The organism is Bradyrhizobium cosmicum (assembly GCF_032290525.1).
GTDB lineage: Bacteria > Pseudomonadota > Alphaproteobacteria > Rhizobiales > Xanthobacteraceae > Bradyrhizobium > Bradyrhizobium cosmicum_A.
On sequence record NZ_JASXTA010000014.1, the window covers coordinates 147075 to 164118 of the forward strand.

The 17044-nt window shown below is 64.7% G+C and carries 13 protein-coding genes; 6 read left to right on the forward strand and 7 right to left on the reverse strand.

Annotated elements, in window-relative coordinates:
- The first annotated feature begins 121 nt into the window (after positions 1–121).
- A complete protein-coding gene (locus QSV46_RS24515) occupies positions 122–520 on the forward strand; it encodes a DUF6894 family protein (protein ID WP_314957694.1) in 399 nt (132 codons plus the stop codon).
- An 18-nt stretch (positions 521–538) separates the two neighbouring features.
- On the opposite strand, the gene QSV46_RS24520 is transcribed toward QSV46_RS24515, so the two are convergent.
- The gene (locus tag QSV46_RS24520; protein ID WP_314957696.1) at positions 539–1507 is read right to left on the reverse strand and encodes a Crp/Fnr family transcriptional regulator; all 969 of its coding nucleotides are present in this window, start codon (positions 1505–1507) and stop codon (positions 539–541) included.
- A gap of 937 nt (positions 1508–2444) precedes the next feature.
- A complete protein-coding gene (locus tag QSV46_RS24525) occupies positions 2445–2783 on the reverse strand; it encodes a hypothetical protein (protein WP_314957698.1) in 339 nt (112 codons plus the stop codon).
- A 264-nt stretch (positions 2784–3047) separates the two neighbouring features.
- Here QSV46_RS24525 and QSV46_RS24530 point away from each other — a divergent pair, with 264 nt between their 5' ends.
- Entirely contained in the window at positions 3048–4850 is a 1803-nt protein-coding gene (locus QSV46_RS24530; protein ID WP_314957699.1) for an SDR family oxidoreductase, read from the forward strand.
- A 52-nt stretch (positions 4851–4902) separates the two neighbouring features.
- Here QSV46_RS24530 and QSV46_RS24535 read toward each other — a convergent pair whose 3' ends face one another.
- The gene (locus QSV46_RS24535) at positions 4903–6006 is read right to left on the reverse strand and encodes a DUF305 domain-containing protein (protein WP_314957700.1); all 1104 of its coding nucleotides are present in this window, start codon (positions 6004–6006) and stop codon (positions 4903–4905) included.
- A gap of 265 nt (positions 6007–6271) precedes the next feature.
- Here QSV46_RS24535 and QSV46_RS24545 point away from each other — a divergent pair, with 265 nt between their 5' ends.
- Positions 6272–6496 carry a hypothetical protein gene (locus QSV46_RS24545; protein WP_314957704.1) on the forward strand — a complete coding sequence of 75 codons (225 nt, stop codon included), beginning with the start codon at positions 6272–6274 and terminating at the stop codon, positions 6494–6496.
- 220 nt (positions 6497–6716) lie between these two features.
- On the opposite strand, the gene QSV46_RS24550 is transcribed toward QSV46_RS24545, so the two are convergent.
- From QSV46_RS24550 to QSV46_RS24560, 3 genes are all read right to left on the reverse strand, one after another.
- Positions 6717–6926 carry a hypothetical protein gene (locus QSV46_RS24550; RefSeq protein WP_314957705.1) on the reverse strand — a complete coding sequence of 70 codons (210 nt, stop codon included), beginning with the start codon at positions 6924–6926 and terminating at the stop codon, positions 6717–6719.
- A gap of 204 nt (positions 6927–7130) precedes the next feature.
- Positions 7131–7490, reverse strand: coding sequence for a RidA family protein (locus QSV46_RS24555; RefSeq protein WP_314957707.1), 360 nt, complete (start codon positions 7488–7490; stop codon positions 7131–7133).
- 123 nt (positions 7491–7613) lie between these two features.
- A complete protein-coding gene (locus QSV46_RS24560; protein WP_314957709.1) occupies positions 7614–9179 on the reverse strand; it encodes an MFS transporter in 1566 nt (521 codons plus the stop codon).
- A gap of 178 nt (positions 9180–9357) precedes the next feature.
- On the opposite strand from QSV46_RS24560, the gene QSV46_RS24565 reads away from it, so the two are divergent.
- Both QSV46_RS24565 and QSV46_RS24570 read left to right on the forward strand, forming a co-directional pair.
- Complete coding sequence (locus QSV46_RS24565; RefSeq protein WP_314957711.1) at positions 9358–10212, forward strand: LysR family transcriptional regulator; 855 nt, start codon at positions 9358–9360, stop codon at positions 10210–10212.
- Between the two features lie 148 nt (positions 10213–10360).
- Positions 10361–12682 carry a molybdopterin guanine dinucleotide-containing S/N-oxide reductase gene (locus QSV46_RS24570; RefSeq protein ID WP_314957713.1) on the forward strand — a complete coding sequence of 774 codons (2322 nt, stop codon included), beginning with the start codon at positions 10361–10363 and terminating at the stop codon, positions 12680–12682.
- Between the two features lie 167 nt (positions 12683–12849).
- Here the strand turns inward: QSV46_RS24570 and QSV46_RS24575 are convergent, their stop codons facing one another.
- A complete protein-coding gene (locus QSV46_RS24575; RefSeq protein ID WP_314957715.1) occupies positions 12850–13827 on the reverse strand; it encodes an AraC family transcriptional regulator in 978 nt (325 codons plus the stop codon).
- Between the two features lie 333 nt (positions 13828–14160).
- Here QSV46_RS24575 and QSV46_RS24580 point away from each other — a divergent pair, with 333 nt between their 5' ends.
- Positions 14161–17040, forward strand: coding sequence for an ATP-binding protein (locus QSV46_RS24580; protein WP_409997207.1), 2880 nt, complete (start codon positions 14161–14163; stop codon positions 17038–17040).
- The last annotated feature ends 4 nt before the right edge of the window (positions 17041–17044 follow it).

Consider the following 17044-nt stretch of genomic DNA (forward strand, 5'->3'; position numbering starts at 1 on the left):
AAATCGGTAGGACCTATCGGCTCGGACCGGAGTATGATTGGAATAGTTGGAAAATGCCCGACACGAGCAGGCGGTGACGGCGTTGCGGGCGAATTGATGCCTTTCAGGAAAGGACGTCGCGATGCCGCGTTTCTATTTCGACTTCAGGTCGGACGGCAGGATTGTGGTCGATGACGTCGGGACGGAATTCCCCTCGCTCGAGGAGGCATATCTCGATGCGTGCCAGTCCGCCCTGGAGATCTCTTTCGAAAAACTTCGCATCCGCAGCGATCCCCACCTCGATTCGGTCGAAATCCTGGACGCCCGACGCCGGCCCTTGATGCAAGTGCCGTTCTCGGATGTGCTTCGCCCGAAGCCGTCGCGGTCGCGTGCGAGACAGGATCAATGGATCGGGATCGTCAGCTCCTACCAGCAGCAATTGACCCGCGGCAAGCGCCTCAAGGCTGAAATCGGCGAAGAGCTGAAAAAGATGAACACCACATTTGGCGCGATCCGGGCAAACCTCGAGCGCCTGAAGTAAGGAGAGAGATATCCCGGACTAGCTGTCGGCATTGTCGCTGGAATCCAGCGCCCCCGCCGGGTCGAGATATTCCGAATCGAATTCGGCGGCCTCGTACAGCCCTTCTCTGTCGAAGATGGTGAGCCGACCCCGGCTCAGGTCGACCAGCTTCCTGTTGCGGAGCTGCTGCAACACCCTGTTCACGTGAACGGTCGACAACCCCAGAATATCGCCAAGCTCACGCTGGGTTAACGGGAATTCGAAATCGTCGGAGCCGCTCCTGCCGGCCAGTGAACGACAGGCGATTTCACACAGCAGATGAGCCAAGCGGGCCTCGGCCGGCTTGCGGCCGAGCCAGATCAGCCACTCCCTCTGAATGGCCGCTTTCCATGCTGTTTCGCGCCATAGCGCCCGCATGATCGTCGGCCGCTGTTCCAGCAGTTGATACAATTCGGCGCCCTGAATCGACAAGACCAGTGCGGGCGAGAAGGTGCTGATGGAATTGCCGCAGCGGCCCAGCACGAAATCTCCGGGATTGAGCGGGTCGCCGGGCAGGAAAATGGAGACGATCTGCTGGCTGCCGTCTTCCAAGGTGCGGGTGGCGCGAGCCACGCCGCTGTACAGCATGAGCAAGGGGGCGGATTCAGATCCCTCTTCGACGATCAGTTCGCCCTTGGCGAAGTTTCGCGCCTGCGCAATCGAAACCAGCGCCTGCTGATCCGCCACGGACAGAGCCATTCGGTGTGCGAAGGCCGTCAGCAAGGGAGACAGATTGGTCGCGACCGGTTGTGCAGGAGGGGGCGCCATCTGAGCGCCTCTTTGGCCGAAGGGCGCCGGGGGGCACTCCATCCAGGTCCGCAATTCGGCATAGAACTCAAGCAGGCTCGCCTCGTTCAGCAGCAGCGTTTTGAGGTGCCCCTCCTTGGATCCAGCCATCGCGCGCCGTTCGGATGCCAGCTGACGAAGCTCTCCGGTCGTTCGGCCCTGTAGGGTGAGGCGGTGCAACATGCCCAGGTGCCCTTTTAGATGCCCTTTTAGGTTTAAAACGAAGTACCGGTTTTTCGGTTCCCGTTGAGTTCCAACTTCCTTATCCTGGACTGAGAAACATGAGTCTCGGGAGAGCTCAGGAACGTTCAATTCCGCCGGTGATTGTCGCCGCAAAATCAACGGAGATAGCCTATGCGGCAGACAATTTCGTGCAGCATCCTGATCGCGTTGCTCGCAAGCGCCTCCATCCCAGCCGCTTTGGCCCAGGGTGGCGGCGGTGGTGGTGGCGGTTCGGGCGGGTCCGCAGGAGGGGCTGCCAGTGCAAGCGGAGGGACCGGCGCGGGCGCCGGTGCGGGTCAGTCTTCCACGACGGGAAATGCCTCGAATCCCACGGCTGCAACGACACCAAACCAGGCAAACCCGGCTGACCCTTCTCGTACGTCATCGGTCACAACGCCCCCGGGGACCAACAGCGCCGGAACGGCTCAGTCCACGGGTACCGGCCCGCGCGGGTCGACCACGGTCGGCTTGCCAGGAAATCCTGCGGGAGGCACGAGCAGCGGTCGTATCGACGGGACGGTGACCCCGGGCCCGTCGATGGATGGCGATGCGGCAATTCGGTCCGAGAGCTCGCAGGGCTCCCACGTCGACCAGAAGATCAAGAGCATCTGCAAGGGATGCTAGACCGCGAAGCCCTCCGCAAATGAAAGCGAGCTCGCAAACGGTCCCACGTCACCGCATGCGTCGTGGGCAGTTCAATCTTTCGCAATAGCGCCAGTCGTTCTTTGCAATGGCGCAATAAACGTGGGGTTGAGGTGCTCGGTTGTTCTGCTGAATGTTGGGCAGGGATCGACCTGCAGAAGAGGCGACCTCGACGGCGGGGAGGAATCCGCCGAGGCCGCCCTCAGCCGCGCATCATCCAGGCGAACGGATTTTGGATACGCGATCCCTAAATCGGCTAGCGCGGGGGAACGACGCCACTGGATGGCGGAGTCGTTTCGTTGCGCATGCCGCGAGGACTGGAGGCGCCTTGTCCGCCGCGTTCCACATGCGTGATGCCACCGCCGCCTGATGCGCCTGCTCCGCCACTGCCCGAGCCGGCGCCGCCACCGTCACCAGCGCCGCCACCGCCTGCACCAGCGCCACCGCCTGCACCCGCGCCGCCACCAGCACCAGCGCCGCCACCTGCTCCACCAGCGCCGCCGCCCGCACCGCCCGCGCCCTGTGCGAACGCACCACCGACTGAAGCGCCGGCCAGCAGCGCCGTGACGAATATCGTCAGGATTGTCTTACGCATCTCGTTGCTCCTTCATGGCTAGTAATGCTCGTCCAATCGAGTGCAGCTGGAAGCGTTCCTATAGGATCGATGTGCCGAGAAATTCCGCGATCGTCGTGACGTCAGCGCGCAATCTGCGTCGCCTCTGCGTTCTCTAACTCAAGTTAGAAAAGCGCCGCACCGGCGGACCCTCAGGGGCAGCAACAGCAAAGAAACACGCGGTGCTAAGAACCATAGACGCGATTGCTGGTTGGGCTCGATAGCCCGTTCGGTGCGGAGCAGCATATGCGCGAGAACGTCCAGCATGACGGCCTGACACAGGTTTCGAACGATGTTTGGATATTTGATGCTGCACCGATTCAGGCGGCGGGTCTTCCGATGCCCCTGCGCATGACGGTCGTCAGACTCTCGACTGGCGATCTGCTGCTACATTCCCCTGTGAAATATTCACCGGCCCTGCGCGCGCATTTGGAGCGCCTGGGACCGATCAAGTACCTGCTCGCGCCCAATGTCGCGCACTGGATGTTTTTGCGCGGCTGGCAAGCCGCCGTGCCCGACGCGGTCACGTTCGCCGTGCCGGGCCTGGCGAGCCGCAATCAGGTTCGTCGGTCCGGCGTCCGCATCGACCGCGATCTCGGCGATGGAACTCCTGATGAATGGGCGAACGACATCGAGACTGTCCTCGTGAGCGCTCCCTTCTTCTGCGAGGTCGAGCTGTTCGACAAGCGCAGTCGAACGCTGATCCTGACGGACATTGTGCAGAACATTGATCCAGGAATATTTCCAGGCGCGGCGAAACCTGTCGCCGGTCTGCTGGGGATCACCAGACCGGACGGAATGGCACCGGTCTACCTGCGTCTTCTGCTGCGCCTTGGCGGCTGTTCTGTACAAGCGGCGGCGCGGAGAATGGTGAGCTTCGCGCCGGAGAAGGTGATTTTCGCGCACGGCGACTGGTTTGACGGCCGGGGAGCGGAGCGTCTGCGCCACTCCTTGCGTTGGCTGCTTCCCCAGAGCAGTCCAGGACGTGTAGCCGGGCCAAGGGACATCGCGGGCACACGCGTCGTCATCACCGGCGCCTCCAGCGGCATCGGTCGCGCGGCGGCGCTGGCCTTTGCCGAGAAGGGTGCAAGTGTGGTCCTCGCCGCCCGACGTGCAGACGTGCTCGAACGCCTCGCATCCGAATGCGAATCCGTTGGCGGTCGTGCGCTTGCGGTGCCGACCGACGTGACCGATGCGGAAGCCGTCAAGCGCCTTGCTGACACAGCGGATCAGTCCTTTGGCGGGATCGACGTCTGGATCAACAACGCCGGCACCGGCGTCTTCGGCGCCTATCAGGACGCCGATATCGCGTTGCATCGCAGAACCGTGGAGGTGAATCTGTTCGGCGCCATGAACGGAGCGCATGCTGTTCTGCCGATTTTCCTGCGCCAAGAGCGAGGAATTCTGATCAACAATATCTCCATCGGCGGCTGGACGCCGACGCCGTTTGCCGCGGCCTATACGGCCAGCAAGTTCGGCCTGCGCGGCTTTACGTCAAGCTTGCGGCAGGAGCTCGCGGCACACCGCAACATCCACGTCTGTGGCGTGTTCCCAGCGATGGTGGACACGCCCGGCTTCGTCCACGGCGCGAACATGTCGGGGCGCAGACTCGATCCCGGTCCGCTGCTCTATCAACCCGAGGACGTTGCCGAGACTTTCCTGAGCCTGGTCCGTCAACCTCGAAGCGAGATCGCAGTCGGTTGGCCGGCCCGGGCGGGTCAATTCGCGTTTGCACTCGCTCCCCGACCAACCGAGCGTCTTCTGGGTTTCGCGTTTGGCTGGCTGTTGTCGCGGGCGCATCGGGCAGAAAAGACCGAGGGGACGATGGTGGAGCCCGGCCCTCAGGGGACGTCCGCCAGTGGTGGCTGGCTGGCGCGCAAAGGACTTCCGCCGGCGGCCGAGGTCAGCAAGCTCATGGTGTTGATCGGCGCTGCGACTCTGGTGCTGGTGTCGGCGGCGCGTGTGGCGGCCTTGCCGAAGAGGCGTGAGGTTCGCAGATCGCCGGCCAGGTCCATGACGACAAAATTCGACGTGGGAAAACACACATAATTTCAATGACTTGCTTACTGTGCATGGGGTTGTTTTCGCGTTTTGTTGAGACCTAAAGATTGTTCGCAAGCATGTTGCGGGTTGCCCTGCGCACCGCCTCGATGCCCTCGACGTTGTTCATCAAGGCAATCTCGCCCTGCTGTGCATGACGTATGGCGTGAGCCATGAGGCGCAGCCTCAGGTCGCCGGCCGAATGCCATTCGGCGTCCGCCATCTGGACTGCGCCGGCATGATGCAGGCTCATCAGGCGGACAAAGACCGCGTCAAACTCGTGATCCGTTGCTTCGCTCGCTTCTGCCATTTGCGCCTGCGTCAGATATCCCGGCATCGTCCCGCGTTCCTCGGCTGTACAGACCGGCATTGGCTCGCTGAACCAGCCGTCCCACCAACGTTCGAAAATGCGCTTCTCTCCCGACTGCGATGCGATCATCAGGGCCGCCAGCGCGCGCAGATGCGGCGCTTGCGCCCTCGCGACGGCGAGCTGCGCGAGTTCAATGCCCTGCTGATGATGCGTCGTCATGTGGCGAATGTATCGCTGGTCCCCGTCTGGATCACCGCTCATGAGAGGCAAGGGGAGGGCGAGCGCGTCGACAAGGCCGATCGTCGCCGATACGGCCAAGACGCAGCCGGCCCCCACGGTCCAGCGCTGCGCGAAGCGCACGGCGCTCGTCGACGGCGCTTGGCCGGCCGGCCAGCGCAGCCACGCAAACAGGGGATACATCAGGGCTGACGAGAGATGCACCAGAAAGCCGATCCAATAGGGCTGCTGCAAGGTGAAGATCGGCTGCCAGAACGGAAACAGCGGGACGAGCAGCAACCATTCCGCCCCCGAGGTCAAGATCGCCCAGGGCACGGCGAGGCCAGCGATGGCGGCGGGGTGTAGCTTCTCGGTCCATCGGCCCAGCAGGCCAAAGAACACCAGCGCCCACGAAAAGTCCGCCCATTGGTGAAAGGCGATGCCGATGGCGACCGCGCTCGCAGCAGGAGTGCTGGACAGCACCGCATCGCGGGCAGGTATCGCTGCGACCGTCATCCAGTCGACCAGCGGGTCGCGGCCAAGCTGGGCCGCGGTCACTTGGCTGAGCAGGGTTGAGAAGGTGCTGCTGACAAGGCCGAGCTGGGCTGCCGCCAGCCAGCGCGATTTGCCGGGTGTCATGCGCCAGACGGCTTCATCGCCAGCTTGATTTCCGGATCCGATAGCGTCTCGCAGCGAATATCGGCGTTGCCATGCCAGGTGAGAGCATTCATTTGAAGAGCTCCGAACGAGAAGTTGAAGACAGAAGCGCAGCGCTGGGTTGAAGTTCCCGTAGCTTAGCAGCGGCCGGAGCTCTCAGGGATTGGACAGGCGGGTGCCTGTATCGGGTTGCGATCGAGGGAACGCTCGATTTGCTCCTGCGTTCTGCCGAAAAGGGAGAACGAGCGTGAACGTTGTCGACCATGTCATGCGGACCTTTGCCATGATGGCCAACTTGACCGACGAGGAGGCGCGGTCGGCGCGGAGCAGGCTTGAGCGTCATCTCGCTGCCTGCGAGGGTACCGAGCGTCAGCTTGCCATAGAGGGCCTTCGCTTTCTGCGGCAGCCGCGACCGGTCAGGCACCGCAGAAACAACCTACAGCGCGATGATGTACGCAGCGGCGCCGATTAGAACGGCGAGGCCGACCAGCATGATGGCGACAAACAGCTTTCCCACGACGGCGCTCCGTGCTTCCGATGCGTGCAATGAACGGCGCCCTGATCCGTTCCAGCGCAACGGAGCTCGCGTCCGTAAGACATCGGGAGAAATTCCTTCACATGCAGGCAAGGCCTGCCGCAGGCGATAACCTCTCAACAAGGCCGGCCTGGCCAATCAGTGCGAAGACCACCGATCATCGCCAAGCGCTTTCATTTTTCTTTTCGTAGTCCCTGAATGCCGTTTCGAGGCCGCCCAGAACCTCCGCGGCGGTTTCGAACATTGCCTTTAGCTGAGGCTCGTCGACCTTCCGGATGTCTTCCCGCAGGTGAGTGCGAAGTTCCTCGAGGGCCTTCTGCATCTTCTGCGTATGATGGCGGGGATCGCGATCAACGGAACTTGCCATTTTGAGTCTCCTCATCGTCAGTCGGCTCAACCGTCGCCCGCACATCGGGTTCCAAGGGCGAATACGGCGCGGAATGCGCAGCTACCGGCCATGACGGGCCGATGGCGCCCGAATGGGTTCACATCCGGGTTGGCAGGATGCGATGGGCGTGAGTGACGATGTCGTACGCATGGCCTCGCGCGATCCCGACGAGCGCTGCGGCCCTCAAGCCTGGGTCGGCCGAACAGCGATGGCGGTCATCTCGAGCTTGACGCCCGGACCGAGATCGGCCACGCCGACTGCGGCGCGCGCCGGCAGATGAGCTTCTGCAAAGCGCGCCTTCCAGGCCGCATTGAACTCTGCCTTCTCGTTCAGGTTCGTCATGTAGATGGTCACCTGCAGGACGTTGGCCAAATCGGATCCGCGGGTCTTCAGCAGCTGTGCGAGCTGTCCGAGGACGTCGTTTGCCTGGCCCGACATGTCGAGGTTCGTGTCCTCTGGGACGATTCCGCCGATGTAAAGCACGCCATTATGCTCGACCACTTCGTGGAGCAAACCTTCATAGGGCGAGACGCGCTTGATCATGATGAGACCGATATTGCCGTGAGGAGGGTGGGTCTATCGCACATTCCCACTACCAATGCGAGGGCTCGCACTTCGCTCGTCTCGATAGTCGGGTCCCTGTTCAGCGGCTGGGCCGCATTGCGATTACGACGAGGAGCGGGGGACGCAGCACGGTTCATTCCCGCTTCGAGACTGGCGCTGCCACACATGGCGTTCGCCGGCGATCACAAGGCTCGCCAGCGCCAGAATCCAGGCGGAAATCCCGCCGTAAAGCATCACCAGCCTGAAGCCATGGACCAGCGCATCTTGCAGAGCGGTCTCTGGCAGCGGGCCGAGCTCGGGGAAATCCGACGCGCGGGCGGCGCCGGCTGCGATCCGTTGGGCGAGCTCTTGCAGGCGGCCGGCATCGAGCGTGCCGGGAAGTGCGCTGCGCAGCCAGGCGGAAATGCCGGCGATCAGGATGAAGCCCATCAAGGCGATGTTGATTGCCAGCGAAATCATGCGGGCGCTCATATCGATCCCGGAGGCCATGCCGGCGCGCGCGCTCGGCACCGATGCGGTGGTGACGTTGGTCACCGGCGTGTTGGTGAGGCCAAGGCCGATGCCGGCGAGCAGGCATCCCGGCGCCAGCGTCAGCCAGGTGACGTGGGCGGCGCCGCTGCCGGCCCACATCAGCATGAAGCCGAGGCCGATCACGAACAGGCCAACGGGAATCGCGATACCGCCGCCGAACCTCAGCAACAGCCGTTCGCCGAGCGGCGGAACGACGAGTGTCGGCAGCGTGTAGGCGAGCAGCGCCAGGCCCGCCGCGACATTGTCGTAACCGAGCGCGCTGCGGAAGAAGATCGGCAGGTAGATCATGAAGGGCCAGAAGCTGAAGTTCATGCCCGCCGATCCCAGCAGCGCGCCCGAAAAGGCGCGGATCCGGAGCACCGAAAAGTCGAACATCGGACGGGCGCTCCGCGTCTCCGCGATCACGAACGCGACAAGGCTCAGAACGGCCGTCGCGACGATCGCAAGGCCGGTCGGGCCAGTGAAGCCGAAATCGGCCCCTTGCGTGATATAGAAGGCGACGCAGAACACCGACGTCGAGAGCGTCGCGATGCCGGCGATGTCGAGGTGCTTTGCATCGGGATCGCGCGATTCTCGCACGCCGGTCACCGCGAGTGTGGTCGTGGCGATGGCGATCAATGCGTGGATCAGGAAGACCCATTGCCAGCCGGAAACCGCGACGATCGCCGCGCCGATGATGGGGCCGAAGCCGAGACCGATTCCGAAGATGATTCCCCAGGCGGCGAAGGCGCGTGCGCGCTCAAGCCCCTCGTGGAATTGATGGGAGAGAACCGCGACCTGGCAGATCAGCATTGCACCGCCGCTCATGCCCTGAAGGAAGCGGCTCACGATGAGGACGAGGGTGTGTTGTGCAAGGCCGCAGATCAGGGAGGCAAGGCCGAACACGACGATGCTGACGATGAACACGCGCTTCCTGCCGTAGCGATCCGCCAGCGCGCCCGTCGCCATCAGCACCGTCGTGACTGCGATGGTGTAGGCGTTCATGATCCACTGAAGCTGCTGGAAGTTTGCGTGCAGCACCGTCTCCAGCGTCGGCAGGATCGTCGGCACGCTGGAGATCTCCAGGCCGAACATGAGAGACGCGAGGCACACTGCGGCCAGGGCGACCGCATTTCGTCGTGATGTCGGGACCGTCACAGCCGTGACCTCCGGGTTCGATGCCGATTGCCAATACGCAAACGCGGGACGTCGGTCGATCGAGCAACGTTGGTTTCCGCTGCGCCGCTTGCGTCGGGCTGCGCGAACATAGGAGGCCCTTGACCACAACAAAATCGGATCAATATAGATTTCAGAGACAACAAAGGCGGATGATGAAATGCTCTCGCTCGATGTCGATGCCGTCAGGGCGTTTGTGACGGTGGCGGACCTCCACAGCTTCACGCGCGCCGCCAAGGCCTTGGGGACCACGCAAGGCGCGATCAGCGTCAGGCTGAAGCGGCTCGAGGACCGCGTCGGGCATCGATTGCTCGAACGTACGCCGCGATCGGTGCGGCTGTCTGCGCAGGGGACGGCGTTCCTGCAAGGCGCGCGGGACTTCATCGCGGCTCACGAACGCGCGATCGCCGGACTCAATGCGCCTCCGCGCCACTTCGGGCTCGGTATTGCGGCGCATGTCGCAGGCCCGGAAGTCCCGGCCCTGCTGTCACGGCTTCACGCGCACGATCCGAATTTGACCATCGAGGTCCAGCTCGACAGTTCGCGCAACCTCCTCGATCTGTTCGACCAGGGGCGGCTCGATGCGGCCATCGTCCAGCGCGAGGACGATCGTCGCGATGGCGAGACGCTGGCGCACGAGCGCTTCGGCTGGTTCGCCGCGCAAGGATTCGAGCACAGGTCGGGAGAGCCCTTGCGCCTCGCCGCATTGGCTCCGACCTGCGGCGTCCGCAACATCGCCACGCAGGCGCTGGACGCCGCCGGCATAAAATGGACAGAGGTGTTCCTGGGAGGCGGCTCCTCGGCCGTCCATGCCGCGGTCGTGGCGGGCCTCGCCGTCGCGCCGTTGTCGTATCGCATCGCGCCCGCCGGGACCATCGATGTCGGGCAGACCTTCGGGCTTCCAAAGCTCCCGCCGTCCGAGGTGGTGCTTCATTCGTCCTTGACGGATCGGCGCTCGCGCGCTGCCCTCGGTGCATTGGCGAGCGCATTCCGCGAGCATCGCACCCAGGCGTGAGTCTCGTCCCCGTCATTCGGTAGCGCCGGGCTCGCCACGCCCCACGGTGCACGGGAGACCGGCGTTTGCGTCAGTCCTGATCTCGATGACATCGGAATGCGGATCGGTATACTGCCACCGCGTATCGGAACAAGGATCAGATCAGACGATGGACGACACGATTGGCTTCCCCGACCCCGGCCTCGACCTGTCCGACGGATTCAGGCCCCACACCTCGCATTGGGGCGTGTTTTCCGCCCGTCAAAGCCAAGCCGGACTCGAGGTCAGGGCCTATGCGGGCGATCCCGATCCGAACGGTATCATCGACAATTTCCCCGGCGCGCTGCGGCATCAGGCGCGCATCGCCCAGCCGGCGATCCGCCGCGGCTGGCTCGAGCGCGGCCCCGGTCCGGACGATCGCCGCGGCCGCGACGAATTCGTCTCCGTCAGCTGGGAGAAGGCGCTCGACCTGCTCGGCGACGAGCTCGGCCGCATCCGCGACACAAGCGGGCCTGGCGCCGTGTTCGGCGGCTCCTATGGCTGGTCGAGCGCGGGCCGCTTCCATCACGCGCAAAGCCAGGTGCATCGCTTCCTGAACATCGCGATGGGCGGCTATGTACGATCCGTCAATTCCTATTCCTCGGGCGCGTCCTCGGTGCTGCTGCCGCAGATCCTCGCGGGCTATGAGGACATCACCAAGCACAACGTCACCTGGGAGCAGATCGCGACCGAGACCGACATCGTGCTTGCGTTCGGCGGCATGGCGCTGAAGAACTCGATGGTGGCCGGCGGCTCTATCAGCAAGCATGTCGAGCGCGGCGCGATGGAGACCGCGCGCCGTCGCGGCTGCGAGTTCATTCTGGTCAGCCCGCTGCGCGACGATCTTCCGGTCGAGGCCGGCGCCGAATGGATCACCTGCCTGCCCGGCACCGATACCGCGCTGATGCTCGGCATCGTCCACACGCTGGTGAGTGACGGCCTGCACGACCAGCCCTTCCTCGATCGCTACACCGAAGGCTGGCCGGTGTTCCTGCGCTACCTCATGGGTGAGAGCGACGGGCAAGCCAAGCACGCCGAATGGGCGGCCGCGATCTCGGGCGTCGATGCGGATACCATCCGTAATCTGGCCCGTCGTCTCGCCGGAAAGCGTGCGCTCATCACCGTCTCGCATTCGCTCCAGCGCGCCGAGCATGGCGAGCAGCCGGTGTGGATGGGCATGGTGCTCGCGGCCGCGCTCGGCCAGATCGGCCTAGCCGGCGGCGGCTACGCCTATTCGCTGGGTGCGATCGGCTATTACGGCCGCCGCGTCAACGACGTGCCGGGGCCGACGCTGGGGCAGGGCCGCAACGGCATCCGTGACTTCATCCCGGTGGCGCGCATCGCCGACATGCTGCTCAAGCCCGGCGCCACCTATCGCTACAATGGCGAGACGCGCACCTATCCGGACATCCGTCTCGTCTACTGGGCCGGCGGCAATCCGTTCCATCACCACCAGGACATCAACCGCCTCCGCAAGGCTTTCGCGAAAGTCGATACGCTGGTCGTGCATGATCTCGGCTGGACCGCCACCGCGCGGCACGCCGACATCGTGCTGCCCGCGACGATGACGCTCGAGCGCGAGGACATCGGCTATTCCAGCAACGATCCCTTGATGGTCGCCATGCACCGGATCGCCGAACCGTTCGGTCTTGCGCGCGACGACTACGAGATCTTTGCCGATCTGGCCGAACGTCTCGGCGCCCGCGAGCCCTTCACCGAGGGCCGCACGTCGCGCCAGTGGCTGGAGCATCTCTACGAGCCGACCCGCGCCTCGCTCGCGGCGCGCGGCTTGGAGGCCCCGAGCTTCGAAAAATTCTGGCAGCGCGGCAGCCTGATTGTGCCGCAACGGCCCGACGACGGCGGCCGGCTGCGCCGCTTCCGCGACGACCCGGTCAATCACGCGCTGCCGACGCCGAGCGGCCGCATCGAGATCTACTCGGCCAAGATCGCCGGCCATGGCGATGCGGATTGTCCGGGCCACCCGGTCTGGCTCGACAAGACCGACGTACCGAAGGCGGGTGCGCCGTGCTTCCTCGTCGCCAACCAGCCGGTGACGCGCCTGCACAGCCAGCTCGATTTCGGTGGCCATTCGCAGGGGGCAAAACATCGCGGCCGCGAGGTCGCACGCATGAACGCGCGCGATGCGGATGCTCGCGGCATCAAGGACGGCGACATCATCCGCCTGTTCAACGAGCGCGGCGCATGCCTTGCCGCAGTCCACGTCACCGACGGCATCGCGCCCGGCGTGGTGCAGCTTCCGACCGGAGCGTGGTACGATCCCGTCGACGCCGAAGAAGAAACGCCGCTCTGCGTTCACGGCAATCCGAACGTGCTCACCCGCGACGTCGGCACCTCGTCCTTCGCGCAAGGCTGCACAGGGCAGCTGACGACGATCGAGGTGGAGAAGTTCACCGGCAATCTGCCGCCGATCCGTGCGTTCGATCCGGTGTAGGGGATCGCTCGCCTCTTGCTCCGTCATTGGGAGCGAAGCGGTGCAAAAAAAGGGGCCGCCCTGTGTGGGCGCAGGACGGCCCGAGGGGCTCGTACACCCGGGAGGAGAGGGCTCGAGCCGGCGCAAGAGGGCAGGGCCCTTGCGCAAAGGCATTGCACGCCGACGGGCTACGCGGCCACGCTCGCGATCCAGTCCTTGTCCGCAGCGGCCCGCCGCCGCGGACGCGCTTCGAGCTCAGGCCGCGCAGCCTTGCCGGCCAGGCGCCAGCGTGCCGGAGACTGGCCGCTGATACGCTTGAACACGGTCGAAAAATGCGACTGAGTACTGAAGCCGACAGCAAGCGCGATCTCCGCCAGCGGCCGCTCGGTCGTCGTGAGCAGCGTCTTCGCATGCTCAACGCGGTGATTGAGCAGATATTCGCGTGGACGATAGCCGGTCGCGGCGCGGAACTGTGCCGCGAAATGCATCCTTGAAAGGCCTGCGACATTGGCGAGCTCGGACAGGCTGATGGAGCGATCGAAATGATCGGCGACATATTGCTCGACGCGCCGCAGCCGCCATTTCGGCAAGGCGTTGACCTTCGCGCGCGGTGGTTCGAGCCGGGTCAGGTGCATCGCGAGGGTCTGGCCGATGCAACGCGCGAACTGCGGGGCTGCGGCATCGCCATGCTCGGTCAGGGCCCTGGCGAGCTCGGCGGCGAGCGGATCGCGCAGCATGACGAGATCATTGAGGCCTTCGGTCGACAGCAACTCCGCCGGAAAATGATCGGTCGAGATGTAGAAGTGAAGGAAGGCGCAAGGAGCGTGAAATTGCGCGCCGAGAGGCTTCGACGGCGCGCTGACATACAGGGTGCCTGCTGGCATCGTGCCGTCGAAAATGATCTTCTGGTCGCGGGTCAGCTTCGCGCGCGTCGTCTTCAGGGCGATGGCGACGAAGTAGTGGTCCCCCGGTGTCGTCGCCTGATGCGACGAGATGTCCCCGGAGTCCTCCCATCGCGAAATCGTGATGTTCGCGTCTGGGCCTCGGCCGATAGTGCGCCACTCGCTTTCCCGGGCGATCGCCTGCGTCTCGTGCGCAATCTCGCCCTCGCCCCGGCTGGCGGGAAAATCGATTCGGGCATTCATCGCCTGCAGGTCAGTCCACATGTCGCATCCCCTCCTGGCCTCGCCGCCGTTAGCGACGCTCGGCCAACTCTCAGTGCTTTCCATGGTCAGAGGATAGGCGGGAGCCGAGCAAGAAGCCCGTTAGGGGTGATTAGGAGATGTTAGATTTTGTGCGCATGCATGGGCTGTGACAGCTGGCCGCAGGACGTTTGATTTTATCCAGCTTTTCAATTATTTGCGCGGATCGGTGCGGTGTTAGGACGTCGCGGGCCGATCGCTGCGTCCCTGAAGCCGGCGCAGTGCTCTTGCTGGACCGTGCACCGATGGCCTCTATAGTCGCCGCGCGTCTGAAGTGGCCGTCGAGATGAGGCAGAAGTGATCGAGCTGCGGGCAGGACACAGCTCTCCCAGCAATGGCGCCGGAGCGGGTCTCGATTTCGATTCGGTTTCGTTCGGACCGTTTTCTCTGAGATCCCGGTTGCTCGAGAGGAACGGAGCGCCGGTCAAGCTCGGCAGCCGCGCGATGGATATTCTGCGCCTGCTCCTCAGCCGTGCCGGCGAAGTGGTGCCGAAGAACGAGATTCTGCGTTATGCATGGGCAGGCCTTGCGGTCGAGGAGATCAGCCTGCGGGTCCATGTCGCCGAGCTGCGCAAGGTGCTCGGTGACGGCAAGGACGGAGCCCGCTACATCACCAACGTCCCGGGCCGGGGCTATTGCTTCGTCGCGCCCGTGCAGCGTGGTGAGCGCAACGCTGCGCCGGCACTCGGGCCGCAGGCATCCGAACCCGCGACACCGAGGGCGGCCTTGCCACATCGGCTGGACCGGATGATCGGTCGCGACGACGTGCTGCCCGAGCTGTCGGAGCGCCTGCTGAACGACCGCTTCGTCACGCTGCGAGGACCCGGTGGCATCGGCAAGACTACGGTTGCAACCGCGGTCGCGCATGACATGTGGCAGACATTCGAGGGCCAGGTACATTTCCTCGAATTCGGCGCGTTGAAGGACGCCGCGCTGGTCGCGAGCACGGTTGCCGCCGGTCTGGGCCTTGTTGTGCATCATGATGATCCCTCGGGCAGCATCATCAATTTCCTGCGCGGACGGCGGCTGCTTCTCATTCTCGACAGCTGCGAGCACGTGATCGACGAGGTCGCCCGTCTGGCAGAAGGCATCTATCGTGAGGCGCCGGGCGTTGCCATTCTCGCCACCAGCCGCGAGTCCCTGCTGGTGGAAGGCGAGCAGATCTTCGAGCTCGTTCCGCTCCCCGGCCCGCCGCAAGGCGCCCGCCTCAGTGCCGGCGAAGTGCTGGATTATCCGGCGGCGCAGCTGTTCATGGATCGGGCCGCGGCCGCAGGCCATCGCGGCGACATCACCGATGAGGACGCCGAGGTCCTCGCCGGGATCTGCGGCAAGCTCGACGGCATTGCGCTCGCGATCGAGCTCGCCGCCGTGCGCGTCGGCGTCTACGGATTGCGCCAGATGGCGGCGCTGCTCGACTCCCGGCTCAAGCTCGAATGGCGAGGACGGCGAACCGCGCCGCCGCGGCAGCAGACGCTCGGCGCGACACTCGACTGGAGCTTTGGCCTGATCGGCGACAGCGAGCGGACCGTGTTTCAGCGGCTCGCCATCTTCGCAGGCCCCTTCACGCTGAAGGCCGCGATGTCGGTCGCGGTGGAGGAGGGCGCACCGGGTGATCCTGTCATCGATGCGCTGGAGCAGCTCGTTGCCAAGTCGCTGGTGTCTGCACAGCCCGACGGCGCATCGCGGCGCTATCGCCTGCTGGATGCCACGCGCGCCTATGCCATGCAAAAGCTGGTCGACGCAGGAGAAGCGGACCCGATCGCGCGTCGTCACACCGTATATGTTCAGCGCACGCTCGAAGCTGGCATGGCGGAACAGGGCGGCGACCAGACTTCCCGCCTACAGGAGCGCGCGAGCCTGCTCGCCGACGCCCGTGCGGCGTTGGAATGGAGTTTTGCCAACGACGACGGTGCCGCCTTGCGCATGCCGCTCGCTGGCAGCGCTGCTCGGCTGTTCGTCGAGCTCAATCTGCTGAACGAGGCGCGCATCTGGTCGGGCCGCGCGCTCGCGATGCTCGACGAATCCAACCGGGGCGGTAGATGGGAGCTCGAACTCCAGTCGGCGCTCGGGCACGCCTTCATGTTTACGGAGCGGAACAGCGAGCAGGCCGAGGCCGCACTTCGGCGCGGGCTGAGCATTGCGGAAGCGCTTGACGATCACGCCAACGCGTTCAGGCTGCTCTCGCGGCTGAACATGTTCTACCGCCGGACCGGCGACTACAAGCATCTCGTGCCAACCGCACTCCAGGCCGAGCGCGTCGCCCGCCAGATCGGCGATACCGCGGGTATCGCAGGCAGCAAGGCGCTTTTCGGCGTGTCCTATCATCTCGCCGGAGACCAGGTCGCGGCGCAGGCCCATCTGGACGACGGCATGCGGGACGACGGCGCGCTACGCAGGACCGAGCCCGGGCATTTTGCCTATTCGCGCACGCCCCAGATTCCCCTCTCGCGCGTATTGTGGCTGCGCGGCTTTCCCGACCGTGCGCTCGATTGCGTCCGCCCGCTGGTCGGCGCCGCGGCGCCGCGCGACGTAGTGATGCATTGCATTGCGCTGTGCTGGTCGTCCTCGGTGTTCGGCTGGGTCGGAGACTGGACCTCTGTCGAGACGATGACCGGGCGCCTGGCAGCCCATGCGAGCATGCATGGGCTCGCCCCCTATGAGGCCGTAGCGAGCGGCCTTCGCGCGCAGATCATGATCGCCCGCGGCGAGGAGGCCGACGGCATCGATCTGTTGCGGAGCGTGCTGCCGCGCCTGCATGCAGATCGCTACGAGCTCTACGCTTCGGCGTTCGCCGCGGATATGTCGCAAGGATTGGCGGCCCTGGGCCGATATGCGGAAGGGCTGCAGATCCTGCACGAGACGATCGCTCGCGTCGAGCAGGGCGGCGGTGGTTTCGACATGCCGGAACTGCTTCGCCGGCGGGGCGAGCTCGAGGCGCGCGCCGGTGACCTCGATGCCGCCGAAGCGAGCTTTGTCGCGTCGCTCGCGCTGGCCGAGCAACAGGGCGCATTGTCCTGGCGATTGCGGACCGCGATGTCGCTTGCGGCGCTTCGGCGTGAGCGGGGGACAAAAAAACCGCTCGACGATCTCGCCGCGACCTATGCGCGCTTCACCGAAGGATTCGCAACGGCGGACCTGAAGTCGGCGCGGCTCATGCTGGACCAGCGATCCGGCTGACGAG

Bases quoted from the DNA above. Each gene is read 5' to 3' on its own strand.
- QSV46_RS24550 (WP_314957705.1), bottom strand. From the start codon at position 6,926: ATGGCAAGTTCCGTTGATCGCGATCCCCGCCATCATACGCAGAAGATG.
- QSV46_RS24515 (WP_314957694.1), top strand. From the start codon at position 122: ATGCCGCGTTTCTATTTCGACTTCAGGTCGGACGGCAGGATTGTGGTC.
- QSV46_RS24575 (WP_314957715.1), bottom strand. From the start codon at position 13,827: ATGTGGACTGACCTGCAGGCGATGAATGCCCGAATCGATTTTCCCGCC.
- QSV46_RS24535 (WP_314957700.1), bottom strand. From the start codon at position 6,006: ATGACACCCGGCAAATCGCGCTGGCTGGCGGCAGCCCAGCTCGGCCTT.
- QSV46_RS24525 (WP_314957698.1), bottom strand. From the start codon at position 2,783: ATGCGTAAGACAATCCTGACGATATTCGTCACGGCGCTGCTGGCCGGC.
- QSV46_RS24565 (WP_314957711.1), top strand. From the start codon at position 9,358: ATGCTCTCGCTCGATGTCGATGCCGTCAGGGCGTTTGTGACGGTGGCG.
- QSV46_RS24520 (WP_314957696.1), bottom strand. From the start codon at position 1,507: ATGTTGCACCGCCTCACCCTACAGGGCCGAACGACCGGAGAGCTTCGT.
- QSV46_RS24555 (WP_314957707.1), bottom strand. From the start codon at position 7,490: ATGATCAAGCGCGTCTCGCCCTATGAAGGTTTGCTCCACGAAGTGGTC.
- QSV46_RS24570 (WP_314957713.1), top strand. From the start codon at position 10,361: ATGGACGACACGATTGGCTTCCCCGACCCCGGCCTCGACCTGTCCGAC.
- QSV46_RS24530 (WP_314957699.1), top strand. From the start codon at position 3,048: ATGCGCGAGAACGTCCAGCATGACGGCCTGACACAGGTTTCGAACGAT.